Source organism: Loktanella sp. F6476L (assembly GCF_023015725.1).
Classification (GTDB): domain Bacteria; phylum Pseudomonadota; class Alphaproteobacteria; order Rhodobacterales; family Rhodobacteraceae; genus Yoonia.
The window spans coordinates 567,383-580,591 of the sequence record NZ_JALKAR010000001.1 but is presented as its reverse complement, the minus strand read 5'-3'; the positions used below and the strand labels follow the sequence as shown (position 1 = coordinate 580,591).

The window sequence follows — 13,209 nt, the reverse complement described above, 5'->3', positions numbered from 1 at the left end:
ATGGCCAGCATCGGTAAAATCGCCCGCCGTACATTTCTGATCGGGTCCGCCGCTTTGGTGGGTGGTGTCGCTTTCGGGGTCTATCAAGTCAAAAAAGAAGCGCCTAATCCGCTGCAAACCGCGAGCGGTGAAAGCACCCTGAACCCTTACATCCTGATCAACGCAGATGGCGTCACGATCATCACGCCGCGTGCCGAAATGGGCCAAGGCATCCAGACCACAATGGCGGCACTTGTTGCCGAAGAAATGGATCTGGATTGGAACGACATCAACGTGATGCACGGCCCGCCCGCAAAGGCCTACTACAACGGCGCGCTTCTGGGTCTCGCCCTGCCCTACCACCACTACACCGATTCCGAATTCATGACCGGTATGCGCGAAACCGTGGGCGAGGTCGGCAAGCTGTTGAACCTGCAGGTTACAGGCGGGTCCACATCTACACGTGACGCTTACACCAAAATGCGCGAAGCAGGTGCTACGGCACGCGAAACGCTCAAGCTTGCAGCCGCAGATCGGCTTGGCGTCGATGCTAGCACACTGAAGACGGAAAATGGACATGTGATCACCGCTGGCGGCGAAAAGATGTCCTATATTGATCTAGCAGCAGAAGCCGCCGCCATTGATCCGCCGAAGGTGGACCTGCGCGCAAAATCCGCATGGACCAAACTCGGCAAGGCCATGCCCCGCACCGACATGGTCGGAAAATCAACGGGTACCGCAACCTACGCCACTGATGTGGCGCTCGACGGTGCAAAGTTCGCGACCGTGCGGATCAACCCTGCCCGCGCCGGCATGGTGTCGTTTGACGCAACCGAGGCCGAAGCGATGGACGGAGTCGACCGCGTGATTGACCTAGGCGACGGCATCGCCGTTGTGGCGTCCAACACGTGGCTGGCGATGCAGGCGGCCGAAATGGTTGATATCACTTGGGAACCATCCACCTATCCAGAAACAACAGACGGCCTGATGGACGCGATCACCGCATCCCTTTCGTCCAAACCGAACAGCGTCACACGCGATGACGGCGATGTGGAAGCAGCGGTCGAAGGCACGGAAATCACGGCAAACTACCACGTGCCGTGGCTTGCACATGCGACGATGGAACCAATGACGTCCTCTGCGCTTTACACAGGTGACGCCATGACCATCTGGGCGGGAAATCAAGCGCCGGTGATCATCCAACAAAAGACTGCGGAAGCTGTCGGTCTGACCCCTGAACAAGTCACCGTGCAGACGACCTATATGGGCGGCGGTTTTGGCCGTCGTACTGAATTTGACGCAGCAGTGCATGCAGCACGTGTCGCGAAAGAATTCGAAGGCACGCCAATCAAACTGACATGGTCGCGTGAAGAAGACATGCGCCACGATTTCTACCGTCCAGCCGCAGCGGCGTCATTCCGGGGTGTGGTCAAAGACGGCGAACCGGTATTGCTACATGGTAAAGTCGCAGCGCCGTCAGTCACGCATCAATCATCACTCCGCATCGCAGGACAAATACCACCCGGCCCTGACCGTGGGCACATCGAAGGATCGGCAGACCAACCCTACGCCATCCCGAATTTCCGCCTGTCGGGCCACCTGACAGATCTTTCTGTGCCGATCGGGTTCTGGCGCTCTGTCGGGAATTCCTTCAACGGGTTCTTCTTTGATACGTTCATCGACGAAATGGCCGTGGCCGCAGGCGCAGACCCCGTGCAATTCCGTCTAAACATGGCAGCCAAGGAACATGCTGCCTCTGCGAAAGTCATTGAAACGGTTGCAGAAATGGCGGGTTGGACCGGACAGACCCCCGACGGCGTTGGACGCGGTATCGGGTTTACCTATTCGTTCGGCACACCTACTGCGGAAATCGTCGAAGTCGTCGACGAAGACGGCGCAATCCGGATCAATAAATGCTGGATAGCATGCGACGTTGGCACAGCGCTTGATCCCAGCATCATCGAAGCGCAGATGATCTCGGGTGCGATCTACGGCATGTCGGCGGCGGCACAGGGTGAAATCACCTTCACCGACGGTGCAGTGGATCAGTGGAACTTCCCTGACTATGACGCCTTGCGGATGCACAACACGCCTAAATTCGAGGTCTCGATTTTGGAAAGCGGACACAGCATCGGCGGGGTCGGCGAACCGGGAACACCACCATCAATGCCAGCCTTGGGGAACGCGCTGTTTGATCTGACTGGCACGCGTGCCACAGAATTGCCGCTAATTAAGACGTTCGACTTGACTCTATGACCAAGAATTCAAATTCGCGTAATGATTGCAACGAATTGCCCTTGATCGTGATTCAAGGGCAAAAACGTCTATTTTGCCTGTCCAAAAGGATAGTCTGACACAATTAAGTCTAAAACTTTCTCATTTGCGCCACGGTTCACACTCAGTGTCGCCTTCTCTCACCTTTAGTCCATCATCAAAGAAGTCGGAATCCGCGCGGTTGTTTTGCGGTTCCGGCATTCAGGCATGTGCCTGTGTTGAGGCTGGAGTGAGTTACGATGTTACAGAGTGTCTATAGTGGTTTAGGCGGTTCCTTTTGGGGGAAGACCGGATGTTCGGTTGGTCCACACAATAACGCCGGCAAGGCTGTCAATTTTGACGGCCCCAAAACGTATGCGCAGCAGGCTCCACAGAAATTCTCGAAAAAGCTTCGTGCTGTTCCCAGCCTTTCCAACGTCATTGATTTTGTCAGTGCGCACCGCAACTCACTTAAAGGAGCGTTCTAGAGCCTCAGTTCAAACCAACTTTCGTAAATCCTGAACTGATATCTAGAGAATAAATTATGGCAAACATTGTAATCCCTACCACGTCGACCACCCAAACCCTTACAGGGGACAACGGGCTTTCGACCGTCGCTACCTTCACAGCAAATTCGCTTGAAGCACCTTTCTGGAGCCGGACCGGCGTTGGCCTGCGTGGCAGCAACTATGCGCCATCAAACGACCCAGCACTCGAAGTCGACTTTTCGAACACTGTCGAAGACGTCCAGTTTACACTGTTTGACGTTGACCAAGCCACAGGCAGCTGGGACGATCAAATCCGCGTCGAAGCTTACGATCCGGACGGCAACCCGATTCCGATCACTTACACGACCACTGGCACGGGCCATGTTGTGGAAAGCAATGGTCTCGACGGCAACCTCCAGATTGAAGCCAGCAACAACGACGGCGACAACCAGTCTTCCATCATCGTGAACATTGCAGGCCCTGTTGGGTCTTTCAAAATTTTCTACGAAGACGGTACAACTGACACCAACGACGCAGGTGTGATCAACCTTGAATCGATGTCCTTCTCTGATGTGACGCCGCCAGACGGCACTGTCACCGGTACTGCGGGCGACGACATCATCGATGGGACCTACTTGGGTGACCCGAACGGCGACATCGTCGATAACAACGACGCCATCTTGGCGGGTGATGTGGCTGACGATGACCTGATCTACGGTTTCGGCGGCAACGATTCCATTTCTGCAGGCGCTGGCGACGACGAAGCATACGGTGGCACCGGCGACGATACGATTGACGGTGGCGCAGGAAACGACTTCTTGGTCGGCGACCAATCCACGCTTGCGGGCGGTCAGGACACCATTACCGGTGGTGCTGGCAACGACACAATCTACGGCGACAGCGCAGGCGACACAAACGCTTCGGCTGGCACGTCGACTTTCAGCTGGTCCACATTGGGTGTGGCCGACGGCGCTGACGTCAGCGGCGGCCTGACAGGGACCACAGCAAACGGTGACGTTGCTGTCACCATGAGCGTCGCAGAGGGGACGAACTTTACGTCCGCTGCGATGGAAACAACTGACACGCTGTATAACTATGACGGTCAGAGCGACACATCTTCCATCGCCATCACTGGCGGTAGCTCTGGTACGTCATCAGGCGCTGCAGTCGTCACACTTGATTTCGAAGGCAATGATCCGGGCTACCACGACGAAGTCAGCAACGTCACATTCGGTATCTTCGATCTGGACCGCTTCGCCGGACAGTTTACCGACGAAGTTACCATTCGCGCCTATGACGCGGACGGCAACCTTGTTCCGGTCACCCTTTCGACAGTCGGCAACGGCAACACAACGATCAACACAACGTCCAACCCAGACGGTACAGCGCAAGCGGTCGCAGACAACGCGGCAGGCAACACCGAAACCAACCTGGATGCGGGCTTTGTTCAAGTCAGCGTGGCAGGTCCGGTGTCCAAAATCGTCATCGAATACGCAAACACAGACCCTGCTTACGGCGCGCATGCGATCCGGATCGGCGATCTGGAAGTCACAAGCATTCCAGTCGAAGACGGTATCGGTGAAAACGACAGCCTCGACGGCGGCATCGGTGACGACGTCATCTTCGGTCAAGGCGGCGACGACATCATCGCTGGTGGCACTGGCAACGATGACCTGACAGGTGGTGTTGGCGACGATACCTTCATCGTTGAAAACAACTTTGGGTCCGACACAATCGACGGCAGCGAAGATGCAGGCAACGGCGACGTTGACGTGTTGGATGCCTCTACGGTGACCTCGGACGTGACGCTTGATCTGTCTGCCGTAAATACGGCTGACGCCGAAAACGGCACGCTGACATCTGGCGCGGATGTGACCACATTCGACAACATCGAAACTGTTATTCTTGGCAGCGGCGACGATACAATTGTTGGTTCTTCCGGCAATGACACCATCATCACAGGCGCTGGCGCAGACACCGTCACCATGGGTGCAGGCGACGACATCGTAAACCTCGGTGACGCGACCGCTGACATCACCGGCGGCGTTCCTGATGGCGACGACGATGTTGTGGTACTCGAAGACGGCTTCGGCGATGACATTGTCTCAAACTTTGACGCACCTACACCAGCAGGCGGCGGGCTGTTTACAGGTATCGACACGCTGGACGTGACAAACCTGTACGACCGCCCTGCAGGCGATCCGACACGTGAACCGGTGAACACCAACGATGTGGTTGTGACCGACGACGGGTCTGGCAATGCTGTACTGACTTTCCCGAATGGCGAAAGCCTGACGTTGATTGGCATCCCGGCTGCGGATGCAGACGATCCGTTCTACCTGAACGCCATCGGCATCCCACTGCCGGACGGCACAGTCTCAGGGTCAAACAACGGTGATCTGATCGATGGATCCTACCTTGGCGATCCAGACGGCGACATCGTCGACAACAACGATGCGATTCTGACAGGTGACGCAGCAAACGACGACTTGATCGAAGCGAACGGCGGCAATGACACTGTCTTTGCAGCAGACGGCGACGACGAAGTTTACGGCGGCACTGGCGACGATACCATTGATGGTGGCGTTGGCAACGATACGCTGTTTGGTGAAGATGGCTCAGACATCTTTACCATCGCGAATGCCGACGGCACGGATACGATCACTGGCGGCGAAGACGTTGGTGGCGCAGACGTCGACACTGTCGACTTCTCTGGTGTGTCCGGCTCGGACGGTGTGACAGTCACATATGATGGCGATGAATCTGCGGACTACGCTGTTGGCGCAACTGGTTCTGACGGGACGTTCGACGAAATCGAAGGCGTCATCGGGACCGACAACACAGACGTCATCGACGCAACGCTCGATACGGCTGGCTTTATCGCGGACACAGGCGCAGGCGATGACACGATCATCGGCGGCGCAGGTGACGACGACATCACAGCTGGCACTGGCGACGACCAAATCGTCATCACTGACGGGTTCGGCAATGACACCATCGATGGTGGCGCAGATGCTGGCAACGGTGATGTAGACGTCCTTGACGGGTCAAGCCTGACCGAAGACCTGACCGTTGACATGACCGCGCCGGAAGCAGGCACGATCTCGAACGGCACAGACACTACATCCTTTAGCGAGATCGAAGAAATCGTTCTTGGCTCTGGCGACGATAGCGTCATCGGCTCTGCTGGTGACGACGTTGTGGACCTTGGCCAAGGGACCGACACGATCAACGCAGGCGCAGGCGACGACCAGATCAATCTGGGCGAAGACAGCCCGGGCAATCCGGATCAGGACCCCGACGTTGTGGTTCTCGAAGACGGCTTCGGCAACGACATCGTCACAAACTTCGACGCCCCAACCGACAATCTGGACGGTACATTCACAGGCGTCGATACGCTCGACGTCACGAACCTGTTCGACGCGCCATCCGGCGACCCTGCCCGCAACCCGGTCAACACAAACGACGTTGTGGTCAGCGATGACGGGTCCGGCAATGCAGTCCTTACGTTCCCGAACGGTGAGACGATCACCCTCGACGGCATTTCCCCTGCCGACGCGGACAATCCGTTCTACCTGAACGCTATCGGTATTCCGATGCCAGAAGACGGTATCGTCACTGGCACGCAGGGCGACGACCTGATCGACGGCAGCTACAACGGCGACCTCGAAGGCGATTTCGTCGATAGCGGCGATGCGCTGGTCGCGGGCGAAGCACCAAACGACGACATTATCGTCGCCCAAGGCGGGGACGATAGCGTTCTTGCTGGTGCAGGTGCGGACGATATTTATGGCGGCGATGGATCGGACACAATCGATGCAGGCGCAGGCGACGATACCGTTTATGGCGATACACCCGACGGTGCGTGGCACTACGAATATTTCGATCTCGACCCGACAGGCAATCCAACGAGCCTCGCGGATGCAGGCTTTGTTGCGGGCTCACCTGATTATGACGGGACACCCACATCCGTTGGCTACACCGACAGCCTGAACCCTGCTGATATCGACAGCGCAGATGACTTCGCGATCAAATATTCATCCACGTTGATCATTGACACCGCGGGCGACTACACGTTCCGGACCGGGTCTGATGACGGATCGAAGATGTTCATTGATGGCGTTGAAGTTGTCAACAATGACGGCCTACACGCTCTTACATACGTCGACGGAACTCCGGTGACATTGACGGATGGTGAACACACAATCGATATCATCTACTTCGAAAACGATGGTGGAAATTCGCTAGAGGCGTTTATCTCAGGTCCCGATACAGGCGGCGTGCAAACGTCCCTGACCGGATATGACGGTCTGCGCGCGGCAACAGGTGATGATGTCATCATCGGCGGCACGGGCGACGATACGCTGTTCGGCGGCGCTGGCGACGATACGGTCATAGTGTCCGAGGCGGACAACACAGACACGATCACTGGTGGCGAAGACGCAGACGGTGCGGATATCGATACCGTGACCTTCGACAGCGTCGGCACAACAGACGGCGTCGATGTCAGCTTTACCGGCGATGAAGCGGCGGATTACCAAGTCGGCACAACTGGGTCTGACGGGTCGTTCACGGAAATCGAACGTGTTGTTGGGACTGACAACGACGACACGATCGACCTGACCAACGATACATCCGGCATCACAGTCGAAAGCGGCACAGGCGACGATACAATCACCAGCGGCGCTGGCGATGACGTCATCGATGCAAGCACTGGCGATGATACCGTTGCATTGAACGACAACTTCGGGAACGACGATATCGTTGGCGGCGAAGAAGTCGGCAATGGCGATACAGATGTTCTGGATGCGACTGGCGTCACAGTTGATACAACGCTTGATCTGACAGCGCCCGAAACCGGAACCCTGACAGACGGAACCGATACCGCGACGCTCGCGGAAATCGAACAGTTCTTCTTGGGCTCTGGCGACGACACGGCAACCGGTTCAACTGGCGACGACTTTGTCGATCTTGGTGCCGGTGACGATACAATCAACGCGGGTGCTGGTGACGATGCAATTGCCGGTGGCACTGGCAATGACGAAATCGTTCTGACCAATGGCTTCGGTGACGACACGATCACAGGCGGCGAAGACGCAGGTGACGGCGATGTGGATGTCCTGAATGCATCCGACATCACAGTCGATACGATCCTGAACCTGACATCCCCAGAAACGGGGACTTTGACGGACGGGGCCGACACCGCATCTTTGGCCGAGATTGAACAGTTCTTCTTGGGCTCCGGTGACGATTCCGCGACTGGCTCTGCTGGCGACGACATCATCGATCTGGGTGCAGGCGACGACAGCATCAACGCAGGCGCAGGTGACGACAACATCACGGCTGGCACTGGCACCGATACGATTGCGATCACAGACGGGTTCGGCAACGACACCATCGACGCAGGCGAAGACGTCGGTAACGGCGATGTGGACGTTCTGGATGGTTCAAGCCTGACCGACGACGTCACAGTCACATTGACTGGCGACGAAGTTGGCACCGTGACAGACGGCGTCGATACGCTTGATTTCACTGGCGTTGAAGAAATCGTCACAGGCGCTGGCGACGACACAGTCGTTGGCGGTACAGGCGACGATTCAGTCTCAACTGGCGCGGGCGCTGACGTGATCAGCACAGGCGAAGGTGCAGACACGATCAACGCTGGCGAAGGCGATGACATCATCACCTTCTCTGAAGGCGACAGCATCGCGGGCGGTGACGGCAACGACACATTCACGCTCGAAGACTTGGGTGAGCCGACAAATGGCGTCATCACGATCACAGGCGGCGACGGTGACGAAGCCCCAGTTGATCCCGTGGCGCAAACAGGCGGCGATATCCTCAAATTGGGTGATCTCGCTGACCTGACAACGCTGGTTCAAACGTCCGACGGCATCAACGCCAGCGGCAATGAAACGTTCTCGGGTTCCGTTGAACTGGACGATGGCACGACGCTGAACTTCTCTGGCATCGAACAGGTCATCTGCTTCACGCCAGGCACAAACATCGCGACGCCACACGGGTCCCGCCCGATCGAAACGCTGCGCGTTGGCGATCTGGTTGTGACACGCGACCACGGCATGCAGCCGATCCGCTGGATCCAGCAACGGACTGTGCCTGCGACGGACAAATTTGCACCAGTGCGTCTGCGTCCGGGGGTCGTGACGGGTCTGGAACGTGATCTACTTGTGTCACCACAGCACCGGATGTTGTTCCAAGGCTACCGTGCAGAACTGTTGTTCGGCGAAAGCGAAGTCTTGATGCCAGCGACGCACCTGATCGACGACAAGATGGTCACGCGTGAAGAAGGCGGGTTTGTCACATACATCCACATGATGTTTGACGAACACGAAGTCGTCTACGCGGAAGGTGCAGCATCTGAAAGCTTCCACCCCGGTGAAATTGGCCTGACAGGTGTGGCAGACAAAGCCCGCGAAGAATTGTTCGCGCTGTTCCCTGCCCTGCGCAGCGATCCAAAAGGGTACGGTCGGACAGCTCGCCGGACCCTTAAGCAACACGAATCTCAGATGCTACGGACCAAATAACGGTTCATCAGCGCTGAAAGAAAAGACCGCCCTTCTGCTCGGGGGCGGTCTTTTTGTGTTTTTCAGGGAAAACCTTAACGTGGTCACTAGCGCCGCCAATAATGCATTCATTAACGCACAAGTAGCAGTCAAAGCGCCTATGGTTTCAGCAAATTCATCAATGAAACATACGCACACCGCCTTCTTGCCACATTCCACCCTTAGACAAATTTTTACAGTTATTTGGTTAGAAAGTGAGTTGTTAAATGTTCGAGATCAGCACGAGGCTGACGCTTCCGATTGGCGCCCTGATTTTCGCGGCCTTGGTTCCTAGCCTTGCCATTGCGCAAACCTCTCCCTCTTCTGCCGACGCAGTATTGCCCTCAGCGGCAGACGCGACAGTGCAGGCATCATCCACACGCGCATCATTCGATGCCGACACGGACGAAACACCAACGGAAGCCGCAATCGCATGGGCTGCCGTTGCTGAACGCCGTGTGAAAGAAGACGTCTTTGCATTTATCGCGGCTTACCCGGGCACGCCTGAAGCCAAAGATGCCAAAGCCTTGATGATCGACCTGCTCTGGACCGAAATTGCACAAGCGGATGCCGTGCCTGCAGTCGTTGAAGAACCCGTCGCGCCAGATACCGATATTGTCGAAGTCGCAGCGCCCGTTACCAACGAAATCGAACTGGTTTCGGCTGATGGGCTCGTCTCTGTGATTGGTGAAATCGTGTCATTCGACGACGACCTGATCAGCATCAAGACGTCATACGGAACCGTCGGCATCCCGAACGATGACATCAGTTGCGTTGGTGCGGCCTGCCCTGCAGGGCTCTAAGCCACCCCATTCGTCCTTCCCAAACCTGACCCACGCGCATCTGCGCGACCCGACCCCAATCGGAACATTCCCCCTGTTCCATACAAAACCAACACGGAGCCCCCCAAATGAAACTTCATGCCCCACAAACCGCCTGCGCCCTTGCCCTTTGCCTGACAGCGGTCGGATCCACGGCCTTTGCTGATGACATCGCATGCGGCACGCCCTACGCAATCCAATCCGGCGATTCACTGTCTGCCATCGCAAACAATGCATATGGCCCAGGCGGTGATTTCCAGATCATCTACAGCGCCAACGCAGCTGCGATCGGTCCAAACCCGGGCGTCATCCGCGTGGGTACGACGCTGAACATCCCGTGCTTGGATGACGAAGTCGTTGCATCGACAGCAGACACTGCCGCGATCACACAGATCGAAACGACTGAAAGCCTGCCTGCGCCAACCAATGACATGATCCGCGTCGTGGCCGGTTCAAACTGGGCACCATTCGTCCACGAAGACCAAGCCCAAGGCGGCATGCTGACCGAAATCGTCAACGTGGCGCTGGACACAGCCGAAGGCAATCCAGAATACCGCATCGACTTTATCAACGACTGGGGCGCGCACCTCACGCCACTGATTTCTGATCACCGCTACGATTTCTCGCTGGCATGGTTCCAACCGAACTGTGACATCGTCGAACGCCTTGGCGACGGCAGCAAATTCCGCTGCAACAACCTGATGTGGTCCGAGACATTGTTCGAACAAATCCTCGGCTATTACACCGTTGTGGGCACGGCAGTGCCAGAAACGCACGCAGACCTGATGGGCAAAACAATCTGTCGTCCAGCTGGCTATTCCATGTTCATGCTGGAAGAGCACGAGCTGGTCGAACCAAACGTCACAATCGTCCGCGCCGATACACCACAAGCCTGCTTCACTGGCTTGGCAGACGGGACATACGACGTTGTGGCGCTCGCAACCGAAGCATCTGACGGCGTGATCGCATCAGAGGGTCTGTCAGAGGTCGTGACATACAACGAACCACTGAGCCAAGTTCTGACGCTGCACGCGGTGATCTCGAACACAAACCCGAACGCAGAGGCATACCTCAAGACGCTGGACGACAGCCTGATCGAGATGAAAACATCCGGTGCATGGTTTGAAATCGTACGTCGCCACCTCAGCGAAGCACGCGCCGCGAACCAGTCATAACCGCAGCCAGAGCTAGAAACAAAAAACCACCCTGTTTTGCGACAGGGTGGTTTGCTTTGTCAAATGACGGGTTGCGCCAAAAGGCGTTTATGACAACCACGTCTTATAATCGCTGACCAACAAATGCGTTGGTTCAACATCTTCTTCGATATCCGCAAAACGACCAATCGGTTCGCGGAAGATATTGTCGGTCTCATCATCGTTCACGGTGCTGACCTCGCCGATCAACACATCACCGCCCTCGCCCCAAAACGCGTGCCAGTCGCCGGGCATCAGGGTGACACTTTCGCCGGGTGCAAATTTGATCTTTTCGCCTGCTGAAAATTCGCGACGGATCCCGTCACACATCACAACACCACCGGCGTTTTCGTCAAAATTGCCGTCCGCGTCAGAACCGAACAATTCGATCACCATCGTAGCCCCGCCACGGTTGATAATGTCTTCGGCCTTGAGGACATGCGTGTGCATCGGTGACAGCTGATCCTGTTTCGAAATCAGCAGCTTTTCCGCATAGCACATGCCGCCACCGCGTTTCAGGTCTTCCTGACGGCCATTGCGCAAGGTGAACAGGAACAGGCCCATCTCATCGTAGCGTCCTGCGCCATAATCGGTGATATCCCACCCGCAACGCGCTGAAATCACATTGGCAGCGCGATCTGCGTTCGCTTTGAATTCAGATGGTGTCCAATAGGCCCATGGCGGCAAGGTAAACCCGTGGCTACGGATCATGTCATCGGCTTGCGCCATAATATCATTGATAGTCGAACGTTTCATAGCGGCCTCAAAATAGGAAAGCGTCGCTTACTATTTGGCTGGCGTAACACGTTACGGCAAGTCTCATTTTTGGTAAAAAGGCCTGTACCAGTTGGCGGTGTTGGGACCGCCAACCGGTACAGCCCCGTTCAAAGTTCCGCCGCTTGCGCGGCGGAAATTACTGAACAGGTTACTCACACCCAGAACAAAAAACTCACTACGAAACTACTTGGGACGGGAGTGATGCAGTCATTTGATCACCGCCCCCTCGCAGCAACTAGGGGGAAAAAAAATACATTTGCATCCACGAAAATCAACCCTAAGCTGATTTTAGCGACAATTCCGATTGCCCCGCAACCCAAGCGCGACATGCATCGCCAAAAGCCGCAAAAAGCGGCCTTGAAACCGGATCTGACGCCGCTTGCCATTCCGGATGCCATTGAACCGAATAGGTAAATCCGGGTGCATCTTTGACAAAGATCGCCTCAGGCGTGCCATCTGGCGCATAGCCATCAACCACAATACGTGGCCCGGGTTCCTTGATTCCCTGCCCGTGCAGCGAATTTGTCATCACCTTCTGTGCACCAATGATTCGTTCAAAGGGTCCGCCCGCGCTAAATGTGATCTCGTGGCGCATCGCGAACTTTTCTTCCAGCGTGCCATCCGGTGGCATCCGGTGGTTGTCACGGCCGGGCAGATCGCGAATTTCAGGATACAGCGATCCGCCAAACGCCACATTCACTTCTTGAAAGCCGCGGCAGATACCAATGATCGGTTGCCCCGCCGCCACGCATGCACGGATCAGCGGCAATACCAAACGGTCGCGATTGCGGTCAAACGTACCATGGGCTGGCGTTTCGACTTCGCCGTACTCCTCTGGATGCACATTCGGCCGCCCGCCCGTGAAAACGAAACCGGCGCAGGTTTCGCGAAGTTCCCGCAGATCGAACAAATTCGGGTTCGCCGGCACGATCAACGGGATCCCCCCCGACGCTTCGACGACGGCTTGCAAGTTTAGCTCGCCTGCTGCTTGAACATGATAATCGTCATTGATGGTATGGGCATTGGCGATAACGCCGATCACAGGCCGAGACATTGCGGTCTATCCAATCTTTACTTTGCAATCGTGATTATAGCCCAGCAACTGTGCTTGGGAACCCTCACTAGGCACACAGCA

General features: G+C 56.3%; 6 protein-coding genes. 4 read left to right on the top strand and 2 right to left on the bottom strand.

Annotated features, from left to right (window positions below; genetic code table 11):
- From MWU61_RS02925 to MWU61_RS02910, 4 genes are all read left to right on the top strand, one after another.
- Complete coding sequence (locus tag MWU61_RS02925; RefSeq protein ID WP_247126670.1) at nucleotides 1-2,235, top strand: molybdopterin cofactor-binding domain-containing protein; 2,235 nt, start codon at nucleotides 1-3, stop codon at nucleotides 2,233-2,235.
- A 541-nt stretch (nucleotides 2,236-2,776) separates the two neighbouring features.
- A complete protein-coding gene (locus MWU61_RS02920) occupies nucleotides 2,777-9,265 on the top strand; it encodes a Hint domain-containing protein (RefSeq protein WP_247126668.1) in 6,489 nt (2,162 codons plus the stop codon).
- 245 nt (nucleotides 9,266-9,510) lie between these two features.
- The gene (locus MWU61_RS02915; protein ID WP_247126666.1) at nucleotides 9,511-10,086 is read left to right on the top strand and encodes a hypothetical protein; all 576 of its coding nucleotides are present in this window, start codon (nucleotides 9,511-9,513) and stop codon (nucleotides 10,084-10,086) included.
- A gap of 107 nt (nucleotides 10,087-10,193) precedes the next feature.
- Nucleotides 10,194-11,279, top strand: coding sequence for a LysM peptidoglycan-binding domain-containing protein (locus MWU61_RS02910; protein ID WP_247126664.1), 1,086 nt, complete (start codon nucleotides 10,194-10,196; stop codon nucleotides 11,277-11,279).
- An 87-nt stretch (nucleotides 11,280-11,366) separates the two neighbouring features.
- Here the strand turns inward: MWU61_RS02910 and MWU61_RS02905 are convergent, their stop codons facing one another.
- Nucleotides 11,367-12,053 carry a D-lyxose/D-mannose family sugar isomerase gene (locus MWU61_RS02905; RefSeq protein WP_247126663.1) on the bottom strand — a complete coding sequence of 229 codons (687 nt, stop codon included), beginning with the start codon at nucleotides 12,051-12,053 and terminating at the stop codon, nucleotides 11,367-11,369.
- Nucleotides 12,054-12,351: 298 nt separating this feature from the next.
- A complete protein-coding gene (locus MWU61_RS02900) occupies nucleotides 12,352-13,128 on the bottom strand; it encodes a gamma-glutamyl-gamma-aminobutyrate hydrolase family protein (RefSeq protein ID WP_247126661.1) in 777 nt (258 codons plus the stop codon).
- Nucleotides 13,129-13,209 lie beyond the last annotated feature (81 nt).